This is a genomic window from Psychromonas aquatilis (genome assembly GCF_038155185.1).
Lineage (GTDB): Bacteria > Pseudomonadota > Gammaproteobacteria > Enterobacterales > Psychromonadaceae > Psychromonas > Psychromonas aquatilis.
In genome coordinates, this window is record NZ_JBAKAZ010000014.1 from 17,229 (window position 1) to 37,010 (window position 19,782).

Here is a 19,782-nt window from a genome sequence, read left to right on the forward strand (position 1 = left end):
ATCTATAATCCGCGTGTTTGTTTTAAACAATATAAATCTGAATCATAGTTTTAATTGATTGGGATTGTTAACAACAAAGGTTTGAGAACTAATCATGTCTAAACGCGATTGTTATGAAGTACTTGGTGTCGGCCGAGATGCGACAGAAAAAGAGATAAAAAAAGCTTATAAACGCTTGGCGATGAAGTTTCATCCTGATCGTACTAAAGGTGATGCCTCGTTAGAAGAGAAATTCAAAGAAGTAAAAGAAGCTTACGAAATACTGAGTGATCCGCAGAAAAAAGCGGCATTTGATCAATACGGTCATGATGGTGTTAATCAACAAAGCCAAGGCGGTCACGGTGGTTTTGGTGGCGGTGGTTTCGACGATATATTCGGAGATATCTTTGGTGGGGGCCGCCGTGGTGGTCAACAACGCGCGCAGCAAGGTTCTGATTTACGCTACAATATGGAGCTGACATTAGAAGAAGCTGTTAAAGGTATCTCTAAAGAGATCCAAATTCCTACATTAGTTCATTGTGAGCAATGTAATGGTTCTGGTGCGAAGAAAGGCACTGATACTAAAACTTGTGGTACTTGTCATGGACAAGGCCAAGTGCAAATGCGCCAAGGTTTCTTTGCTGTTAACCAAACATGTCCTACTTGTCGTGGTAAAGGCAAGATCATTACTGACCCATGTAATAAGTGCCATGGTGAAGGACGTTACGAGCGCAGTAAAACATTATCAGTTAAAATTCCAGCTGGTGTTGATACTGGCGATCGTATCCGCTTAAGCGGTGAAGGTGAAGCAGGAGAGCAAGGTGCACCGGCGGGTGATTTATATGTTCAAATGAATGTACTTCCGCATGATGTATTTGAGCGTGATGGTAATGACTTATATTGTGAAGTACCAATTAGCTTTACTGAAGCGGCACTAGGTGGAGAAATTGAAGTTCCTACACTAGATGGTCGTGTTAAACTTAAAATCCCTGCAGAGACGCAAACAGGACGTATGTTCCGTATGCGTAATAAAGGTGTTAAGTCAGTACGCAGCCACTCTACTGGTGATTTGATGTGTAAAGTAACCGTTGAAACGCCGGTGAAATTATCAAGTAAACAGAGAGAGTTACTAAAAGAATTTGAAAATTCTTTATGTTCAAGCAGCAGTAAAAAGCATAAACCGAAATCAGAAGGTTTTTTAAATAGTTTAAAAACATTCTTTGATGATATTGCTAAATAATTATTAAAAATATCGACAAGGCCACTTTTAAGTGGCCTTTTTTATATCTTAAATATTTTATATATTGAATAGTTTGTTATGATGTCCGTCGTTTTTGTCATACCATTGGGTATGCTAAAAAGAGAAGTGAAAATCAAAATATATATTGTATGATATTTATCCACTTGAATGAAAGTCGGTAAATAATACCAATTATATTAAATAAGCGATCTAAATTTTGCGCAGAAAAAATGACTTAGTTTAAGGCGTAATTTGAGTTAAATAGTTGTTCTATTTGCGAAAATTACAACGAAGAAATAAGTTATTTTAGCAAGTAAAATAGATCAGTTAATTAGTGTGATTGGTATAAATAGCAATAAAGTGAGGAATAGCGCACATTGGCTCTATAAGACCTGTTAATAATTATGTAGAGTAATCGCTCGAAAAATGGAGGTTATAAAATATTAACAAGTGTTAACACATTGATGTTTACTTAACACAATGATGGTGCTTGCCGATGTTTCCCCTGAAAAATTAGTATTAACCTGTTTAATTTATGAGTTTATTTAACTCATACGGAGAAGTTTAGTGATAAATATCCTGCTGGTCGATGACCATGAATTAGTTCGTACAGGGATAAGCCGTATCATTGATGATGTTCGAGGCATGAAAGTAATTGGCGAAGCTGAAAGCGGAGAAGAAGCCGTTAAGTGGTGCCGTAATAATGAACCAGATGTTATATTAATGGATATTAATATGCCTGGTATTGGTGGGCTTGATGCGATGAATAAAATTTTGCGTATCAATGAAGATATTAAAATTATTATGCTAACTATGCATACTGAAAACCCATTCCCAACCAAAGTAATGCAAGCAGGTGCTGCTGGCTATTTAAGTAAAGCAGCATGTCCTGATGAAGTATTAAACGCAATCAGAGCTGTTAATGCTGGGCAGCGATACCTGGCACCTGAAATTGCACAACAAATGGCGTTATCACAATTAGCGCCAAGTAATGAAGATCCGTTCCGAGTATTATCGGAAAGAGAGTTACAAATCATGATTATGATCACTAAAGGTCAACGTGTTGTAGATATCTCTGAGCAATTGAGCTTAAGCTCTAAAACCGTGAATAGTTACCGTTATCGCTTATTCGATAAATTAGGTGTACAAGGTGATGTTGAACTAACTCACTTGGCTATACGTTACGGAATGTTAGACGCGGATACGCTTTAAACATAATGACGTTTAAATGCTATATTAAGCACCTCTCGTAGGTGCTTTTTTATTGGTGCTCAATTAAATATTTAAATAATGAATAGGTCCCATGGCTAAATTTGACTCAGATGCTTTTTTAAAAACGGTTACTACTGAACCTGGTGTTTATCGGATGTTCGACGATAAAGATCAGATTATTTATATCGGTAAAGCAAAAAACCTTAAGAAACGTTTAAGTAGTTATTTTAGTTTGACTCAAAAACACCCTAAAACCTTGGCTTTAGTGAGTCATATCGTACGTATTGAAGTCACCATCACTCATACGGAAACTGAAGCGCTGATCCTAGAGCATAACTTCATTAAACAGCATAAGCCGAAATACAATGTGTTGTTACGTGATGATAAATCTTATCCCTATTTATTTTTAAGTGATCATAAGCATCCACAGCTAACGCTTGTTCGTTCACAGAATAAAAAGCGTAAAGGGACTTATTTTGGTCCTTATCCAAGCGGTGGCGCGGTGCGTGAAAGCTTACATCTAATGCAAAAGTTGTTTCCTATTCGCCAGTGTGAAGATAGTTATTATAAGAACCGTTCTCGTCCTTGTTTACAGTATCAATTAAAACGATGTTTAGGCCCTTGTGTTAAAGCAATGCCAGAGCAGGAGTACCAACACCAAGTTGAATTAGCGACAGCATTCTTACAAGGGAAGAGCCAGCCTGTCATCGAAGAGTTAGTGACAGAAATGGAATCTGCGAGTGAATCTCTTGAGTTTGAAAAAGCAGCGGTTAGACGAGATCAAATTCAATCATTAAAAAAAGTCCAAGAGCAGCAATGGGTGAGTGGTGAAGTTGAGCAGTTAGATGTGCTTGGATTTAGCTATCAACATGGTGTTGCCAGTATCCATATGTTATTTGTTCGACAGGGGCGAGTATTAGGAAGTCGTAACTATTTTCCTAAGGTGCCTAAAAACAGTGCCAAAGAAGAAATCCTTAGTAGTTTCTTAAGCCAGTTCTATCTTTCTGGACAAAATGGTCGTGCCGTACCTAGAGAGATTTTATTAAGCGATGACTTTGCTGATCGTGCTGTTTTTGAAGAGCTGTTTTCTGCACACAGTGGTTACAAAACAAAATTAAAGGTAGTCATGCGTGGTGAACGGCTTCGTTTTGTTAAGTTAGCCAAAACCAATGCTAATGTGGCATTGAGTACACACTTGAGTCAGCAAAAATCTATTTTACAGCGTTATAGTTTACTCGAAGAAAAGCTAGAGTTAACCGAGCCTATTCAACGCATGGAGTGTTACGATATTTCTCATATGATGGGAGAGAAAACCGTTGCGTCTTGCGTGGTCTTTAATCGTGAAGGGGCTAAGAAATCAGATTATCGCCGCTTTAATATTACAGGGATTACGCCTGGGGATGATTATGCGGCTATGGGGCAAGTATTAGCACGCCGTTTTAAAGAAGTGCAAAGCCCAGAAACTACACCAGATATCATCTTTATTGATGGTGGATTAGGACAGTTAAGTCAAGCGGAAACGATCATTAGCTCTCTTGAAGCTCATTTTCCTGGTAAATACCCACTATTAATTGGGATTGCAAAAGGCGTTGAGCGTAAAGCCGGTGAAGAAACCTTAATATTGGCTGATAGCCATGAGATTGTTGAAATGAGTAGTGATTCACCTGCATTACATTTAATTCAACAAATTCGTGATGAATCACACCGTTTTGCGATTATGGGACACAGACAGCAGCGCGATAAAGTGCGTCGAACAAGTACATTAGAAGGTATTCCTGGTGTCGGTGCTAAACGTCGTCAGATGTTACTGAATCACTTTGGTGGGCTACAAGGTGTGAAATCTGCAAGTATCGATGAATTGAGTAAGTTAAATGGGATTAGCATCAGTTTAGCCGAAACAATTCATGAAGCTTTGCACCATTAAGGTAAATGTTAGCTGGACTCAAAACTTTATTAACTTATGTTTTTTCATTTCAGTGTATTTTCCCTCCCAGATAACAATAAGTCGTGATTAGAATAAGTTAATTGTTTATTTTATCTGTTAAGGGTTTGCCAAAGTAAAGCATAAAATGCCAAAATAAGCAGGCTTACCCTAAAGGATAAATTAATGTTTAACATTCCCAATATGCTTACCGGCTTTAGAATTATTTTAATTCCTATTTTTGTTGTTATTTTTTACTTACCATTTTCATGGGCTGCTCCATTTGCTGCATTTATTTTTATGCTGGCAGGGGCGACGGATTGGCTTGATGGCTATTTAGCCCGCCGATTAAACCAACAAACCCCTTTTGGTGCTTTTTTGGATCCGGTTGCTGATAAAATTATGGTGGCAGTTTCACTGGTGATGGTGGTTGAACATTATGCCAATATTTGGGTAACCATTCCTGCGATGGTCATGATCTGTAGAGAAATTATTATTTCGGCATTACGAGAGTGGATGGCTGAATTAGGTGAGCGCTCAAGTGTTGCCGTGTCATTTATCGGTAAAGTTAAAACAACAGCTCAAATGGCCGCTCTATTATTGTTAATTTGGCAATACTCAGTGGCAATGGAGTGGGTTGGGTTTATTGCATTGTATATTGCAACTGCCTTAACGCTATGGTCGATGTTTATTTATTTAAAAGCTGCTTGGCCGTTATTGAAAAAAAATAGTAAGTAAAAAGCAATTAAAAGCGAATAATTGTTTGATATCTAGGCGCTTCGTCTAAAAAAGCGTCGAACAAGTTAAAAGATGTAAAAAAGTCGATAATTTCTATTGACTCATTGTCAGGAATCATTAGAATGCGCACACATCGAGAGGGGAAACAGTTACTAACTAGTTCTTCTTGAGATAAACATAGTGATGCGGTACTAGCTCAGTTGGTAGAGCACAACCTTGCCAAGGTTGGGGTCACGAGTTCGAGTCTCGTGTACCGCTCCAAATGTTTTGGCGGAATGGCAGAGTGGCCATGCAGTGGATTGCAAATCCATCTACCTCGGTTCGACTCCGGGTTCCGCCTCCATTATAGAATTGCCCGGGTGGTGAAATCGGTAGACACAACGGATTTAAAATCCGTCGCTTAATAGGCGTGCCAGTTCAAGTCTGGCTCCGGGCACCAATTCTATAAATAAACCAGCTTATAGCTGGTTTTTTTATATCTAAAATTTACCCTCACTTATCAAAATCATTTTCTCACTTACTAATAAAACTAATCTAATTTTATTTTTTAACGATATCTGCTTTTAGCCACGATCATAAAGTATGAGGTTATTCTGTGTGTTTACTTGGTTTAAGGTTATCTGAGGCTGTTGTAAGCATACAATGCTCAGAACAGCCTTAAGAGATTACGAAAGGGACTTATTTTATCTTCTGAATCAACAAGCCTAATATAATCAGAATTAAGCCAATGATAGTTGCAGGATAAATACTTTCTCCAATGATCTGACTAAGCAGTAATAAGGAGACAAAAGGTGAGATAAAAATTAGGTTACTTATTTTACTGGTACTCTCTGCATACTTAAGCGCTGTTAACCAAGCAACAAAGGCTAAGCCCATTTCAAATAAGCCGATATAAGCTGCGCCTAACCAACCCTTCCAAGATGTCATGGCAATATCATCAAAGATCACCACTGTCATTAGAATCATCGGCAAGCTACATAAAAAACAAAGTAATAAAGAAGTAATTGGCTCCGCATCATTTTTACTATTAAAAATCCAATAACAAGCCCAAAGTAGGGTGCTTAATAAGGCTAATAGTACACCAATTGGATTATCAAAGCTTAAGGTAAGTAAATCCCCCTTAGTCGCTATAATTAAAGCACCTAAATAACCCAATAAAATAGCAATAATGTCATTCCTGCGTAGCTTATGTCCTAAAACCGGTACGGCTAGTAGCGATAAGGTAATGGCCCAGGTGTAATTAAGAGATTGTGCCTGCTGTGCAGGTAAAAGATCATAGGCTTGAAAAAGCAATAGGTAATATAAAAAGGGGTTGATAGCGCCCATTAATAAATAAAAAGAGGGCTTTTTTAGAAAGTTATCTTTGAGCAATGTTAATTTTTTTTGATGGTAACAGATAAAAATTAAGACTAAGCAACTGACTAGGCTAGAGACTAATAGCATTTGTAATGCACTGAAATGCGTTAGGGTTATTTTAAAAGCAGTTGCGACCGTCGACCACATCAATACAGCTAATAATGCAAAGGCAGTGGCAGTTTTTTGGTTTTTTATCATAATCAATACCCTGCTATATAGTGTTGAAAATATAAATTGAAGTTTATCCTGAAGTGTTTTTATACCCTGTTATTGTTTTATTTGAAATAAATTTCTTTTATAGCCTTTCTACTTAATAAGCAGTAGCAATATCAATGTTATTGGCATTAACAATAACAGTGATATTTTTGGTTAAATAAGCGCTGATCTTTAGTTTATGATTTTGCCTAATTCAGTGGCGATGAATTCTGCAATCCAAGCTTGTGCTTTTTCATTTGGGTGTAAGCCATCTTGTTGCATCCACTCAGGTTTGACGATCACTTGCTTTAAGTAAAATGGCATTAAAGGGATCTTTTTTTGTTCGCTTAACGTAGGATAAATAGAGGCAAATGCATCTCCATAACGTTTTCCATAATTAGTTGGAACACGGATTTGCATTAATATTGTTTGCGCGTCTTGCGCTTCAATAAGGTCAATCATTTTACTTAGGTTATCGCTAATGATTTTCGGTGAAAAACCACGTAAGCCATCATTTGCGCCTAATTCTACGAGCACATAATCAGGTTTATGTTGAGTTAATAAACCGGGTATGCGCTGTAGTCCATTACCGCTGGTATCACCTGAAATACTGGCGTTAATAACCGTTAGCTGTTGCTGTTGTTTTGTTAATTCTGCTGGTAATAAGACAGGCCAGCTTTTTTCTGCGCGGATATTGTAGCCCGCGCTTAAACTATCGCCCACAATAAGTAACGTGGTACTGTTAACGACAGGTGAAAATAGTAGCAGCGAAAATAATAAGGAAACGAATTTAATCATGAGTCAGTCCATTATAAATGTTGAGAATATCACTAAGTCAGTGCTAAGTAATGATAACGAATTATCTATCCTAAAGGGGATTTCTTTTAACATCAATGAGGGGGAGTCTGTTGCTATTATGGGAACCTCTGGTGCGGGGAAGTCGACATTGATGAGTTTACTGGCAGGTTTAGACCAACCAACGTCAGGATCTATTTCACTACTCGGTGAGGTGATTTCTGAAATGGATGACGAACAACGCGCGAAAATGCGCGGTGAGTCGATTGGTTTTGTTTTCCAAAATTTCTTACTTATCCCTTCTTTAAATGCCTTACAAAATGTCACTTTACCAATGGTCTTACGCAGTAATGAAGATGAAGCCAGTAATAATGAAAAAGCCAAAGCGCTTTTAAAGGAAGTTGGCTTAGCTGGACGAGAAACGCATTTACCGACACAACTCTCTGGCGGTGAGCAACAGCGTGTGGCTTTAGCGCGTGCTTTTGTGACTCGTCCTAAAATATTGTTCGCTGATGAACCTACCGGGAACTTAGATCAAAAAACAGCGCAACATGTTATTGAGTTGTTATTTGAGATGAATAAAGAACAAGGTACTACGTTGGTCTTAGTGACACACGATCCGGAACTCGCTAAGCGTTGTCAACGCACGCTTATTATTAATGCAGGCCAATGTCAGGAAAGATAATGAAAGCAAATAAAATGATAATGAACTGGAGCTGGCGAGAGATTTGGTCTGGCCAATTATGGCCAGTAATGGTCGCACTTACACTTATTATTGCCTGCGTTGTTGCTCTATCTACCTTGGCATTACGCGTTGAAAAAATAATGACAGCGCAAGGTAAAAATTTATTAGCTGCAGATCTGGTACTAAGATCTTCCAACCCAATATCGCCTAGTTTAATTGCTAAAGCAAAACAAGCTGGGCTAACCGTTTCCTTACAAAGTCGTTTTCAGACAATGGCATTTAGTGACCTCAACATGCAGTTGGTCACGGTAAAAAGTGTACAAAGTAATTACCCGTTAAGGGGCGACTTTAATCTTCAAGATGAAGCGCAACAAATTAAGCACCAAGTACAGCCAGGAGAGGTTTGGGTATCACCGCGGTTGCTTTCGTTGCTAGAAGCTAAAGTAGGTGAGACAGTGGCCATTGGCGATGCTGAGCTAAACATTAGCGGGCTGATTATTGATGAGCCTGAAATTGCCTATAACCCCTTTAATACTATTCCTAACTTATTCATTCACGATGCCGATCTTGATAAAACAGGTGCCGTGCAAATAGGTAGTCGAGTTCGTTATCGTTTATTTATTAATGGAGATCTTGCTTCATTAGCGTCATTTCAAGCCGATTATGATTTGCAAGCCGGTGAGCGTTGGCTCGATCAGAATAGAGAAAGCCGTGCTGTACGTTTAATGGATAAAGCTAAGCAGTACTTATCGCTAACTATTTTATTGGTGATTCTGATGGCTGCTGTCACCTTGGTTCTGACCTGTTTACATTATGCGCGCAGTCGTAGTGAAACGGTATCCATGTTAAAAAGTATGGGCGCAAGTAGGGGGTGGGTACGCGTTTGGTTAAGCACTCAAGTAATGATCATGTTTGTGGTTGCCTTAGTGTTAGGTAGCGTAATAGGGCTTTGTTTAGAGTATTTATTAAGGATTCCTCTAGCAGGGATCTTACCTGAAACCTTACCAGACGTTGGTTTTCAACCTTTCTTTTTTGCACTAGGTGTTGCACTTTGCATTGGCCTACCTGCCTTGTTGATTCCATTAACAAGATTGTTAGATGCTCCTGCCATTAACGTTATTCAGAAGCAGCAAGTCACATATTCAAAAACAAGCTGGTGGTTAATTTTATTACCATTTACCGCGTTAATTGTTTTTTATGGTGCGAATAAATTGGTGTGGATGGTATTAGTTGGCTTATTAGTGTTGTTTGTTGTGTTAGCAGGATTAAGTTATGGCTTACTAAAAGCAGTGGCTAAATTTAAATGGGGAGCTGCGCTGAGTCTCGCATTAAGCCGAATAAACCGTTCTCCTAAAAATAGTATGATGCAATTAGCGGCATTATCTGGCTCGCTGATGCTGGTGGCATTGATTTGGTTGATTAAAAGTGACTTATTAGGTGACTGGCAACAAACACTTTCTCCTGATGCTCCGAATGTATTTTCAATTAATATTAGTCCTGAACAGCAGCAGGGGTATTTACAGAAACTTAATACCTTAGCGCTACCACACAGCGATGCATTTGCGATTATGCGTGGTCGAGTCACGGCAATAAATGATCAAAAAACAACAGATCTTGATGTTTATGAAACGGCAGAGACTCGGGTTTTAAAACGAGAAGTTAATTTTACTTGGTTAAAAGAGTTACCGGTTTATAACGAAGTGGTTGCTGGTGAGTGGAGCGGCGAGAAAACCGTTTCAGTAGAGCAAGAAATCGCTAATGAACTCGGGTTAAAACTAGGAGATAAATTAACTTTTGAAGTGAACAGTCAAGTTTTCAGCGCAACCATTAATTCATTTAGGGCGGTGGAGTGGCAGAGTCTAAAGCCTAACTTTGTGTTTATTTTTAGCGAAGATGCGGTTGCTGATTTACCATCGACTTGGATGGTTAGTTTTAGAGCGACGCAAGATCAAACGCCATTAGTTAATCAACTCGCTCGTGCATACCCAACGGTAACGCTATTAGATTTACGTACCATGGCGGATAAAGTACAGGCATTGTTAAGGCAAATATCTTGGTCATTAACAGGTTTGGCAGCATTAGGGGTTGTTGCTGGTGTTTTATTGATCTTTACTTTATTACGCTTGAGTTTAAGTGAACGTAAACGAGAAATAACCTTATATCGAACCTTAGGCGCGAGTAAAAAACGTATCAGTCATACCTTATGGGCTGAATATGGCTTACTTGGTTTAAGTGCTGGATTCGTTGCTGCTATTGCTGCTGAAATAATTCTAGCGAGTTTAATGACATGGGGATTTGATCTTCCTGTGCAGTTACATCCGAGTATGTGGTTGGTGTTACCTGTATTGGCGGTTTTCATTGTCTTTGTTAGTTTAGGTTCTGTGATTAAGCAGTTATTAAAACCACTTAGATAAATGGCGATACTAATGACTTGAGTTGGTTGAATTAAATCAAATTATTTTTATGGCTGATTAAACGCATTTGAACAGTGAAGCTAGCGATTCAAAATAACTTGAAATTAGTCAACTTTGTGGTTGCACAGTAAACAAAAAGGCCGTAATATTCGGCCTTCACTTTATCGCTGAATTAGTGATCGGCGATAATAATTAAAATAGGTTATTCACATAACCAATCATATATCGGAGTACGTTATGTCACTAAGTGCAGAACAGAAAGCTGAGATTGTAGCAAAATTTGGTCGCGCAGAAGGCGATACTGGTTCACCTGAAGTTCAAGTTGCATTGTACACAGTACAAATCAACCACCTTCAAGGCCACTTTAAAGAGCACATCCATGATCACCACAGCCGTCGTGGTCTATTACGCATGGTTAGTCAACGTCGTAAATTACTTGACTACTTAAAGCGTAAAAATGTTGCTGCTTACACAGCATTAATCGCAGAATTAGGTCTACGTCGTTAATTTCGACTTAAACTTGAATATCAAAAAGAGCCTAAGGGCTCTTTTTTTGTATCTATAATTTGAGATACGTAATTTGAGATACGAGTGTGGAATGGTTGCTGTTATTGACGTGCTTGGTGGGTTATAGAAGTTGCTTTGCGATTAACTGATAAGCTCACTTAAGTCTGTGATCGTTTTGAACTCATTCGCCGTTGAAATGTTATCTTTTGAGGTAAGCCAGATAGCAGTAATACCTGCTATGATAGCGGGCTGAATATCATTTTGATAATAATCACCAACCATAACAATTTGCGAGGCAGGTACATTTAACTTCTCAATAATCCTTGGGAAAAATGCTAAGGATTTTTTATCTACACCTAGATTTTCCTTGCAAAAATAACCGCTAATATACTGGTTTAGATTAGCACGCTCAAAAGCCAGTTTGATTTCTTGCTCAGTAGAGTCTGCAGCGCCTGTTGCAACAAATATAGTTGCTGTTTTTGCTAAGGTAGCTAACATTATTTCTGCATTGGCTAACACTTGAATTTTTGGCCATTGATACATCTTTCCTGAGTAATCAGGGAAATCAACCATTAAAGTATCTCCCCAGTCAAACAGGTAAACTTGAGATTGTGGTTTTTTATTAAAGATATTAGAGTTCATAATCACGCTCTACTTTTGATATCCGTACTTTAAAATGTTGGTACCAAGTTTTACGGCCATTCTTTTGCGCTAGTAAGTGCTCTGTATTAGCTTTCCAGTTTTTAATCGATTCTAGGTCAGCCCAATAGGAGACAGTTATGCCAATTTCTTCCCTTGCTGACTCTATCCCTAAGAAGCCAGTTTGTTGTTGTGCAAGTTTCACCATTCTGTCTGCTGTTTGTGTATACCCAAGATCATTATCAGTACGAATTGATGTAAAAATAACGGCAAAATAAGGAGGTTGCGGTGTTTTTGATATTAATGACATGTGCTTCCTTTATTCATATAAAAACTTTTCTTCAGGAATATCGCTAGAATATTCAATTAATTCCCATTCAAAACCAAAAGCATCGAAAAAATATAATCGTTTTCTATGCTGTTCAACAGGTGTATCAATACTCGCTTGGTACCCAGCTTTGATTAAGTCAGCTTCAATTCTTGCTAAGTCTTCAACAATGAGAGCGATATGATTAATACCATGGTTTTTATAAGTTTTTAAAGGAAACGCTGGTGTCGCCTCTAAATGAGGCTCCTGTAATGCAAAATAATAGTGGTCATTTCCTATATGTGCCCAACGATAACTATTTTCTGGTGATTGATCTCTTCTAACCTTAAAGTCAGGGGCGACAATTTTGATAAACTTTATGGCTTCATCAATATCAGGTACGGTAATATTTAAGTGCTCTATTTTTGTCATATTTAATATCCCTTTAAATAAGTTGTTTTTATATTAGTGAGTAGAATAAGCGGCTTTTAAATTATCTTGATAGTGTGTTTAAGTCACGCAGATCAAATACAAAAAGATAATATTAACAGATGCTTTACGTTGACTGTTACCCCTTTAACAAGCTATTGTTCTGCCTCCTTAGGATATAGTCTTAAAACTATGCACCTCATCTTATAATTAGGTAAGTATGAGTTGTTTGGGAACTTGGTCAAATACCAAGGCTGCCCCCGCAACGGTAGAACAAATTATGTTTGTTAAGCCCGGATACCAAACCTTAGGATGATACTTGTATGCTACAAGTACCGTGGTGTTGCGGAGGGCTTCACCGGATGGTATTTCTTATTTAAATTTATTTAGAGATTAAGAATACCGCCTCCTCCACAACTTCGCCTGTTATTTAATCAGACGGAGATTTTCCTTTGCTAAACTTTACAAAATTAACACCGAGCATTAACTTAAAGCGTTTTATTGCTCCTGTTGTACTCGCCATTGGTTGTACGTTACCTACTTACGCCAGTGCTCATTTTCAAATGATTTATACCCCGGAATTATTGCGTGATAAAGGCGGGAATATGACCCTCAAAATGCCTTTTACTCATCCTGCAGCAAGTGGCCATGTTATGAAACTGGATAAGCCAGAAGCTTTCTACATGATTAAAAAAGGTAAGAAAACAGATTTACTGGATACGGTATCTGAGATTGAATGGGAAAGTGCCGTTGATACAGGCCATGCTTATCAAGCTAATGTGAAATTACGTGGATTAGGCGACTATGTGTTTATCTCACAACCATCTCCTTACTTTGAAGCTGAAGAAGGTTTTTACATTCAACAGATAACTAAAACGATTGTTAATGTTGGTGGTCTACCAACAGATTGGAATGAAGACTTTGGCTTAGCTGCGGAAATTGTGCCATTAACCAAACCTTATGCTATTTATGAGGGAGGAATTTTTACTGGCGTTGTTAAATCACGAGGTCAAGCGGTACCTTTTGCCGAGATTGAAGTAGAGTTTGTGAATTATGTCCCTGAAATGGAACATAATCGCTTTGCAAAAACGCCATTAATGACACCTGCAGCTGATGTGTTTATTACCCAAACTATTTATGCTGATGCAAATGGCACCTTTAATTATGTCTTGCCTAAAGCTGGGCAATGGGGATTTGCTGCACTAGGTGTAGGTGAGCAGAAAACTTATAAAGACAAAGCGTTATCTCAGGATGCAGTGATCTGGGTTGAAGCAACTAAACTACCTTAGATAAAACCGATACTCACTAAGCGTTGTGAGTATCTTTATGATTAAAGAATAAAAGGCAAATTATGCATATAGTTGATGGTGCGTTGTCTTCACCGGTGTTAATCAGTGGAGCAGTATTGAGTGCAATAGGGGTATTCATTGGCCTTAAAAAAATGGATTATGAACGTTTACCTTTAATTGGTGTATTAGCTTCTGTTTTTTTTATTGCATCTTATATTCACCTACCGCTAGGTTTTTCTAGTGTGCATTTAATCATGAATGGGTTATTAGGTATTATACTGGGTTGGGTGGCCTTTCCGGCTTTATTAGTGGCATTGTTGTTACAGGTGATCTTCTTTGGGTTTGGTGGGTTACTGGTGTTAGGTGCCAATACCCTGAATATTGCACTTCCTGCGGTGATAATTTATTACCTTTGTTATCAAGGCGTTCGTCATGATAGCCCTAAAGTTGCTGCAATATGGGCGGCAATAGGTGGTGCAGCTGCTATTTTGATTACTGCACTGATGGTGGCATTTTCATTAGCCTTATCTGGAGAATCTTTTGTTTTAGCTGCAAAAGCCGTGGTGCCTGCACATATTCCAATTATGTTGATTGAAGGCTTTGTCTCCTATGCTGCAATGTATTTAATCCATACCGTTAAACCAGAATTTATTAGTAAAGGTACAAATTAATGAAGTGGCTGATTCCTGTTGTTACTGTTTTAAGTTTATCTATCTCTTGTCACGCTATTGCTCACAATGTAATGGGTGGTGTTTATGCAGAAGGCTTTGAAATTGAAGGCGAAGCAGGTTTTTCCAATGGGGCAATGGCAAACCCTGGCACAGTAGTGAAAGTCACTGACGATGCTGGCAATAGCTTAGGTGAAGTGTTAACCGACGAAGAGGGCGCCTTTGTTTTTACGGCTAAAAAACATATCACGCATCATTTTGAGATTAATATGGGCGCTGGGCATGTATTAAAAATGCAGTTGCCCGCGGAAGAGTTGCCGGACAATGCAAGCGATGATTTGACCAGTACTAGTATCAACAACGCTGTTACAAATGATACTAAGCAAGCTGCTGATCAGAAAACCTCAAAAAACGCACAAGCAGTAAATACCTTACTCTTAGAAAAAGCGATCGCAAAACAACTCAAACCGTTAAGGCGTGAAATACAAGAACTCAAAGAGAAGTCAGGATTGCGCGATATTATTGGCGGTATTGGTTATATTTTTGGTCTACTCGGCTTAGTGGCTTTTTTACGTGAGCGTAAACAAAAGGCTAAATCGTAATGTCGCAAAGCTTAGAGCACAGCTTAACATCTTGGTCAGGCCAAGCGCTTAAACATAAAGCGTCGTGGATTGATGATATTGATGCTCGTGTACGCGTAGTTTGCTCTGCTTTGTTTGCATTAGTCGTGGTATCGAGTCAATTTTTTACACCGACCTTATTAGGTCTGTTGTGTGCTTTTATGTTGGTGAAAGCCAGCAAACTGAATATTAAACGAACGCTACGTCGTGTGGTGGCGATGGATTTATTCATGTTGACATTAATCTGTGTTTTACCTTTTACCACCCCAGGTGATGCAATCTTTACTGTCATGGGATTAACCGCCAGCTGGCAGGGTTTACTGCATGCTTTACTTATTACAGTGAAAGCCAATGCGGTATTATTGGTCTTGTTCTCATTAGTGGCGACGATGAGCGCCTCAACACTAGGGCATGCACTTGCACACCTTAAGGTACCAGATAAGTTGGTGCATCTATTGTTATTTATGGTGCGTTATTTGGATGTGATTAGCCAAGAGTATAAAAAAATGCGCCGAGCAATGCAGGCTCGCGCCTTTGTACTACGAACTAATCGACATACTTGGAAAAGTATTGGTTATCTGTTTGGTATGTTGTTAATTCGCTCAGTAGAACGTGCTGAACGTATTTCAGATGCGATGAAATGCCGCGGTTTTTGTGGGCGTTATTATCTAAACGATGAGATGAAAATACGTTCAATGGATTGGGTTTTTGCTATCGTGTTTTTATCTTTTTTAATACTGCTAATAGGGCTTAATATCAATGGCTTATTCTAATCAACCACTGATTAAGATAGAAGATCTTCACTATGCTTACCCAAGGCGAGGCAATGTATTAAACGCGGTTAACTTTGCGTTATACGAAGGTGAAAGAGTCGTTATTAATGGCGATAATGGAGCCGGTAAAACCACTTTATTACACCTTATTGTTGGCCTTAAAAAAGCGAAGAGAGGCCAAGTGTTTGGTTTTGGTCAAGCCTGTCATTCGGAAAAAGAGTTTAATCAATTACGTGCTAAAGCAGGGTTATTATTTCAAGACCCGGATGATCAATTATTTTGTCCTACTGTACTAGAAGATGTCATGTTTGGTCCCTTAAACTTAGGCTTTAATAAGCAGCAGGCCATTGATAAATCGATAAAAATATTAAAAAAATTAGGGATGGAAGGGTTCGAGTCTCGGATCACTCATCAATTATCGGGTGGTGAAAAACGCATGGTAACCTTAGCTACGGTACTAGTGATGGAACCACAAGTGTTAATTTTAGATGAGCCAACTAATGCGCTTGATGAGAAAGCAAAAGCCCGGTTACTGAATGTGTTATTAGCACTGCCTCAAGCGATGATTATTATTTCACACGATAAGTTATTCTCAGCGCAGCTTGCAACGCGTAATATGAATCTAGAGAATGGTTTTTTAACCGAGCAAACAAATACAGGTCAACAGCATAAAGAGGTTGTGTAAAGCATATGCAAAAATTAGATAACATGAATCGGCATGAGCATGACATTATCTTCCCTTTTAGTGCGGTGCAAGGGCAAGAGTTATTTAAGCTTGCATTGCTATTGACCACGGTCAACCCATTAATTGGTGGGGTACTTATTTCTGGACCTCGAGGGTGTGCAAAATCTACTTTAGCGCGCGCAGTCTCGGATCTTTTACCCGTCACTGAAGCCGTTACATCTCAATTTGTAACCCTGCCATTAGGGGCAAGTGAAGAGATGTTAATTGGCACCTTGGATCTTGATAGTGTATTAAAAGATAAACAGGTTAAGTTTTCTCCTGGGCTATTGCAAAAAGCACACAAAGGGGTGCTATATGTTGATGAGGTTAACCTGCTACCAGATCATTTAGTTGATCAGTTACTTGATGTAGCAAGCAGCGGTGTCAATGTTGTAGAGCGCGATGGTGTGAGTTATAAACACGATGCTCGCTTTACTCTAATTGGTACAATGAACCCAGATGAAGGCGAGTTACGTCCTCAACTTAAAGATCGTTTTGGATTAATGGTCGCTTTAGATAATGCTTACAGCATTGAACAACGTATTAATATTATTAAGACGCGACAAGCTTTCGAGCAAGATAAGTATGCTTTTATTGATAGCTATCAAGCACAACAGATATTGCTACAACAAAGTATTAATGATGCGCAACTTTTATTGCCCGAAGTTACCTGTGATGATGAGTGTTTTATTGATATCGCAACACGTTGCCAACAAGCCAACGTAGAAGGGTTACGCGCAGATATTATTTTACATCGTGCCAGTCTAACACATGCAGCTTGGTGTGGCAGAGACAAGGTGACGGCTGAAGATATCGATGCTGTGGCGCCATTGGTGTTATTACATCGTTCGCAATCACCGGGTACACCACCAGGCTCCTCCTCATCGGATCAACAAAATCAGAAGCCTAATAACCAATCGACTAATGACAATAAGAAGGGTGGTTTCTCGCGTCCGAAACCACCTCAATCAAATACATCTGAGTCACCAACGCCTGAGCATAAACCAGATCAGGAAAACTCATCGAACAGTGAGCAAGGTAATGATTCTGACTCTGCTGGTGAATGGGGTGCAATGCCGCCACAATCTGGCGAGCAGCAAAAAACCTTAGCGAAAAATATTCAACTTCCAGAGTTACGATATACTTCATTAACAGAAGTCATTAATGAACAGGTATTACAAGGGGAGAAACAGCAAAATGCACTAGGGAAAACGGCAAAAGGATTAAGGTCATCAAGCTATGATAGCCATAAACCAGATTGGTTTAATACCTTATCAAAGAATCTAGGTAAGTGGCCCCCTAAGCAATTTAGCTTTAAAAAAGCGAAAACGGGGCAAGCTAAGCATCACCTTATTTTATTAGATACATCGGCTTCAACATTGGGTGATAGTTTATCCTCATTAGCAAAGTCAGTGGTGATGAATATCGTCGATAGTGCTTATTTACAACGTGAAAAAATAAGCTTACTAGGGTTTGGTAATAATCAAGTTGAAACCTTAATTAAAGCAGGTAAAGCACCTAAAAAAGTACAATCACTATTAGATGATATTAATGCCGTTGGCGGGACGCCATTACGCCAAGTGCTGGAAAAAGCCCTACAAAGTATTAAACAACTTAAAGTACAAACACCAGACCTTGCACTGTTTTGTTATTTGATAACCGATGGTCGCAGTCGCGCAGATATTGATGACTTAAAGTTATCGATACCAACGTTATTAGTTGATATTGAAAAAGCAGCAATAAAGCGTGGTCGAGGCGTAACTTTAGCGGCACAATTAGATGCTCAATATTTTTCGCTTTCGTCTTAACTTTCGTCTTAATATCGCGCAATTAAAGGAATCAAATGACTAATAAAGCAAGCTGTCCTGCACTATTTTTAGCGGCACCCGCATCAGGACAAGGTAAAACAACCATTACATCGGCCATTGCTCGCTACTTTACTGAGCAGGGTAAAGTTGTCCGTGTATTTAAAACAGGCCCGGATTACCTTGATCCACAAATTTTAGCGCAAGCCTCAAAAAAACACGTTGAACAATTAGATATGTGGATGGCAGGCGAAGCATATTGTCAGCAGAAACTGTTTGAAGCCGCGCAACAAGCAGATTTAATTTTAGTTGAAGGTGCGATGGGGTTATTTGACGGTGAGCCTTCAAGTGCAGATTTAGCCGCACGCTTTAATATTCCCGTTGCGATTGTGATGGATGTAAAAGGCATGGCACAAACTGCCGCCGCTGTTGCCATCGGCTTAGCTAATTTTCGTGATGATTATCAATGTTATGGTTTGATTGCGAATAACTGCAGCAGCGAACGTCATGCGCAATTAATTCGTGATGCTTTAGGTGAACAATTACCTTTATTAGCTTGCTTGAAAAAAGACCCTGAAGTGGCACTACCTGAACGCCATTTAGGATTAGTGCAAGCCAGTGAAGTCTTTGATGAGTTAGAAACGAAGTTCGCCTTAGGCTGTGAATGGTTATTAGATGGGGTACAACGCGCAGGGACTAATAGCCCACTGTTAAGTTTACCGAAAAGTGTGAATTTTTACTCTGCTGAGCAACCTAAAGTACAACCATTATTAGCAGGTAAACAGATCGCAATCGCACAGGATCTTGCGTTTAGTTTTATCTATCAAGCCAACACGCGCTTGTTAGAAGAGATGGGGGCAACATTACACTATTTCTCTCCGTTAAAAGGAGATGCATTACCTGAAGTTGATGCCCTATGGTTACCCGGAGGTTACCCTGAGTTGTATGCAGCTCAATTGGCTAAAAATACAGAATTACAAGCACAAATTAATGAATTTAATAAAGCCGGAAAACCTATCCTAGCGGAATGTGGTGGTTTTTTATATTGCCTTAATGAGCTGGTGGATTTAGATGAAAAACACCATCAAATGCTTGGGTTATTAGATGGCTACGGCAGTATGTCTGGTAAGCGTGGCTGTCAGGGGATGCAAAAAGCTATTTTACCTGAAGGTGAAATTCACGGACATGCCCACCATAGGTCGCGTGCCATTATGGAAATGCAACCAATCGGTTACGGTCAGCGCCAACGCCACCCCGCACCGGGTGAAGCGATTTATCGAACTGAGAATTTAACGGCGAGTTATTTACATCTGTTTTTCCCATCTAATCCAGTATTAATTGCGGATCTTTTCATGGGGAAATTACAAGCCGTTGATCAAGAGAAGTTAATGGCTTGGGAAAATTACAATAACCAACCTATAAACAGTCCTGTTAGCACTTCGACTCTACAGCAAGCAGCAATGCAAGCACAACAATAGGTACTGCT

The 19,782-nt window shown here is 39.1% G+C and carries 19 protein-coding genes, 3 tRNA genes and 1 riboswitch; of the genes, 17 read left to right on the forward strand and 5 right to left on the reverse strand.

Annotation, left to right across the window (positions count from 1 at the left end):
• Window positions 1–94: 94 nt before the first annotated feature.
• The 7 genes from dnaJ (at window position 95) to V6256_RS05555 (ending at window position 5,529) form a co-directional block, all read left to right on the forward strand.
• Entirely contained in the window at window positions 95–1,219 is a 1,125-nt protein-coding gene (dnaJ, locus tag V6256_RS05525; RefSeq protein ID WP_341597078.1) for a molecular chaperone DnaJ, read from the forward strand.
• Between the two features lie 567 nt (window positions 1,220–1,786).
• Window positions 1,787–2,431: a UvrY/SirA/GacA family response regulator transcription factor gene (gene uvrY, locus V6256_RS05530; RefSeq protein ID WP_341597079.1), complete on the forward strand. Its 645-nt coding sequence runs from the start codon at window positions 1,787–1,789 to the stop codon at window positions 2,429–2,431.
• A 91-nt stretch (window positions 2,432–2,522) separates the two neighbouring features.
• Window positions 2,523–4,355 (forward strand): excinuclease ABC subunit UvrC, encoded by a 1,833-nt coding sequence (uvrC, locus tag V6256_RS05535; RefSeq protein ID WP_341597080.1) that lies wholly within the window; start codon window positions 2,523–2,525, stop codon window positions 4,353–4,355.
• A gap of 183 nt (window positions 4,356–4,538) precedes the next feature.
• Window positions 4,539–5,090, forward strand: a complete 552-nt coding sequence (gene pgsA, locus V6256_RS05540; protein WP_341597081.1) for a CDP-diacylglycerol--glycerol-3-phosphate 3-phosphatidyltransferase — start codon at window positions 4,539–4,541, stop codon at window positions 5,088–5,090.
• Window positions 5,091–5,275: 185 nt separating this feature from the next.
• Window positions 5,276–5,351: transfer RNA gene (locus V6256_RS05545), tRNA-Gly, on the forward strand.
• 8 nt (window positions 5,352–5,359) lie between these two features.
• Window positions 5,360–5,433: transfer RNA gene (locus V6256_RS05550), tRNA-Cys, on the forward strand.
• A 10-nt stretch (window positions 5,434–5,443) separates the two neighbouring features.
• Window positions 5,444–5,529 (forward strand) — tRNA-Leu (locus tag V6256_RS05555).
• A gap of 239 nt (window positions 5,530–5,768) precedes the next feature.
• Here the strand turns inward: V6256_RS05555 and V6256_RS05560 are convergent.
• Together V6256_RS05560 and V6256_RS05565 are read right to left on the reverse strand one after the other, a co-directional pair.
• Window positions 5,769–6,644, reverse strand: a complete 876-nt coding sequence (locus V6256_RS05560; RefSeq protein WP_341597082.1) for a DMT family transporter — start codon at window positions 6,642–6,644, stop codon at window positions 5,769–5,771.
• Between the two features lie 189 nt (window positions 6,645–6,833).
• Window positions 6,834–7,439 carry an arylesterase gene (locus V6256_RS05565; RefSeq protein ID WP_341597083.1) on the reverse strand — a complete coding sequence of 202 codons (606 nt, stop codon included), beginning with the start codon at window positions 7,437–7,439 and terminating at the stop codon, window positions 6,834–6,836.
• Between V6256_RS05565 and V6256_RS05570 the strand changes: the two genes are divergently transcribed.
• The 3 genes from V6256_RS05570 (at window position 7,438) to rpsO (ending at window position 11,042) form a co-directional block, all read left to right on the forward strand.
• Entirely contained in the window at window positions 7,438–8,121 is a 684-nt protein-coding gene (locus tag V6256_RS05570) for an ABC transporter ATP-binding protein (protein ID WP_341597084.1), read from the forward strand. The two genes, V6256_RS05565 and V6256_RS05570, sit on opposite strands and share 2 nt — an antisense overlap.
• Window positions 8,121–10,535, forward strand: coding sequence for an ABC transporter permease (locus tag V6256_RS05575; protein WP_341597085.1), 2,415 nt, complete (start codon window positions 8,121–8,123; stop codon window positions 10,533–10,535). The genes V6256_RS05570 and V6256_RS05575 overlap by 1 nt, the downstream gene beginning before the upstream one ends.
• A 237-nt stretch (window positions 10,536–10,772) precedes the next feature.
• A complete protein-coding gene (gene rpsO, locus V6256_RS05580) occupies window positions 10,773–11,042 on the forward strand; it encodes a 30S ribosomal protein S15 (protein WP_028870486.1) in 270 nt (89 codons plus the stop codon).
• A gap of 141 nt (window positions 11,043–11,183) precedes the next feature.
• Here rpsO and V6256_RS05585 read toward each other — a convergent pair whose 3' ends face one another.
• From V6256_RS05585 to V6256_RS05595, 3 genes are read right to left on the reverse strand one after another with little or no spacing between them, the layout of a single operon-like run.
• Window positions 11,184–11,684, reverse strand: a complete 501-nt coding sequence (locus V6256_RS05585; RefSeq protein ID WP_341597086.1) for an HAD family hydrolase — start codon at window positions 11,682–11,684, stop codon at window positions 11,184–11,186.
• Window positions 11,674–11,991 carry an antibiotic biosynthesis monooxygenase family protein gene (locus V6256_RS05590; protein WP_341597087.1) on the reverse strand — a complete coding sequence of 106 codons (318 nt, stop codon included), beginning with the start codon at window positions 11,989–11,991 and terminating at the stop codon, window positions 11,674–11,676. The genes V6256_RS05585 and V6256_RS05590 overlap by 11 nt, the downstream gene beginning before the upstream one ends.
• Window positions 11,992–12,000: 9 nt before the next feature.
• Window positions 12,001–12,420: a VOC family protein gene (locus V6256_RS05595; RefSeq protein ID WP_341597088.1), complete on the reverse strand. Its 420-nt coding sequence runs from the start codon at window positions 12,418–12,420 to the stop codon at window positions 12,001–12,003.
• 181 nt (window positions 12,421–12,601) lie between these two features.
• Window positions 12,602–12,741, forward strand: a riboswitch (cobalamin riboswitch).
• A gap of 128 nt (window positions 12,742–12,869) precedes the next feature.
• On the opposite strand from V6256_RS05595, the gene V6256_RS05600 reads away from it, so the two are divergent.
• The 7 genes from V6256_RS05600 to V6256_RS05630 all read left to right on the forward strand — a co-directional run bounded on the left by V6256_RS05600 (window position 12,870) and on the right by V6256_RS05630 (window position 19,774).
• On the forward strand, window positions 12,870–13,706 hold the full coding sequence (locus V6256_RS05600) for a DUF4198 domain-containing protein (RefSeq protein ID WP_341597089.1): 837 nt from the start codon (window positions 12,870–12,872) through the stop codon (window positions 13,704–13,706).
• A 62-nt stretch (window positions 13,707–13,768) separates the two neighbouring features.
• Window positions 13,769–14,377 (forward strand): cobalt transporter CbiM, encoded by a 609-nt coding sequence (gene cbiM, locus V6256_RS05605; RefSeq protein WP_341597090.1) that lies wholly within the window; start codon window positions 13,769–13,771, stop codon window positions 14,375–14,377.
• Window positions 14,377–14,976 carry a hypothetical protein gene (locus V6256_RS05610; RefSeq protein ID WP_341597091.1) on the forward strand — a complete coding sequence of 200 codons (600 nt, stop codon included), beginning with the start codon at window positions 14,377–14,379 and terminating at the stop codon, window positions 14,974–14,976. Before cbiM ends, V6256_RS05610 begins: the two co-directional genes overlap by 1 nt.
• Window positions 14,976–15,767 (forward strand): cobalt ECF transporter T component CbiQ, encoded by a 792-nt coding sequence (gene cbiQ, locus V6256_RS05615; protein WP_341597092.1) that lies wholly within the window; start codon window positions 14,976–14,978, stop codon window positions 15,765–15,767. Before V6256_RS05610 ends, cbiQ begins: the two co-directional genes overlap by 1 nt.
• Entirely contained in the window at window positions 15,754–16,452 is a 699-nt protein-coding gene (locus V6256_RS05620) for an energy-coupling factor ABC transporter ATP-binding protein (RefSeq protein ID WP_341597093.1), read from the forward strand. Before cbiQ ends, V6256_RS05620 begins: the two co-directional genes overlap by 14 nt.
• A 5-nt stretch (window positions 16,453–16,457) precedes the next feature.
• Complete coding sequence (locus V6256_RS05625) at window positions 16,458–18,299, forward strand: AAA family ATPase (protein WP_341597094.1); 1,842 nt, start codon at window positions 16,458–16,460, stop codon at window positions 18,297–18,299.
• Between the two features lie 35 nt (window positions 18,300–18,334).
• A complete protein-coding gene (locus V6256_RS05630) occupies window positions 18,335–19,774 on the forward strand; it encodes a cobyrinic acid a,c-diamide synthase CobB (RefSeq protein ID WP_341597095.1) in 1,440 nt (479 codons plus the stop codon).
• Window positions 19,775–19,782 lie beyond the last annotated feature (8 nt).

Bases quoted from the DNA above. Each gene is read 5' to 3' on its own strand.
- dnaJ (WP_341597078.1), top strand. From the start codon at position 95: ATGTCTAAACGCGATTGTTATGAAGTACTTGGTGTCGGCCGAGATGCG.
- uvrC (WP_341597080.1), top strand. From the start codon at position 2,523: ATGGCTAAATTTGACTCAGATGCTTTTTTAAAAACGGTTACTACTGAA.
- pgsA (WP_341597081.1), top strand. From the start codon at position 4,539: ATGTTTAACATTCCCAATATGCTTACCGGCTTTAGAATTATTTTAATT.
- V6256_RS05560 (WP_341597082.1), bottom strand. From the start codon at position 6,644: ATGATAAAAAACCAAAAAACTGCCACTGCCTTTGCATTATTAGCTGTA.
- V6256_RS05570 (WP_341597084.1), top strand. From the start codon at position 7,438: ATGAGTCAGTCCATTATAAATGTTGAGAATATCACTAAGTCAGTGCTA.
- V6256_RS05565 (WP_341597083.1), bottom strand. From the start codon at position 7,439: ATGATTAAATTCGTTTCCTTATTATTTTCGCTGCTACTATTTTCACCT.
- V6256_RS05575 (WP_341597085.1), top strand. From the start codon at position 8,121: ATGAAAGCAAATAAAATGATAATGAACTGGAGCTGGCGAGAGATTTGG.
- rpsO (WP_028870486.1), top strand. From the start codon at position 10,773: ATGTCACTAAGTGCAGAACAGAAAGCTGAGATTGTAGCAAAATTTGGT.
- V6256_RS05585 (WP_341597086.1), bottom strand. From the start codon at position 11,684: ATGAACTCTAATATCTTTAATAAAAAACCACAATCTCAAGTTTACCTG.
- V6256_RS05590 (WP_341597087.1), bottom strand. From the start codon at position 11,991: ATGTCATTAATATCAAAAACACCGCAACCTCCTTATTTTGCCGTTATT.
- V6256_RS05595 (WP_341597088.1), bottom strand. From the start codon at position 12,420: ATGACAAAAATAGAGCACTTAAATATTACCGTACCTGATATTGATGAA.
- cbiM (WP_341597090.1), top strand. From the start codon at position 13,769: ATGCATATAGTTGATGGTGCGTTGTCTTCACCGGTGTTAATCAGTGGA.
- V6256_RS05610 (WP_341597091.1), top strand. From the start codon at position 14,377: ATGAAGTGGCTGATTCCTGTTGTTACTGTTTTAAGTTTATCTATCTCT.
- cbiQ (WP_341597092.1), top strand. From the start codon at position 14,976: ATGTCGCAAAGCTTAGAGCACAGCTTAACATCTTGGTCAGGCCAAGCG.
- V6256_RS05620 (WP_341597093.1), top strand. From the start codon at position 15,754: ATGGCTTATTCTAATCAACCACTGATTAAGATAGAAGATCTTCACTAT.
- V6256_RS05625 (WP_341597094.1), top strand. From the start codon at position 16,458: ATGCAAAAATTAGATAACATGAATCGGCATGAGCATGACATTATCTTC.
- V6256_RS05630 (WP_341597095.1), top strand. From the start codon at position 18,335: ATGACTAATAAAGCAAGCTGTCCTGCACTATTTTTAGCGGCACCCGCA.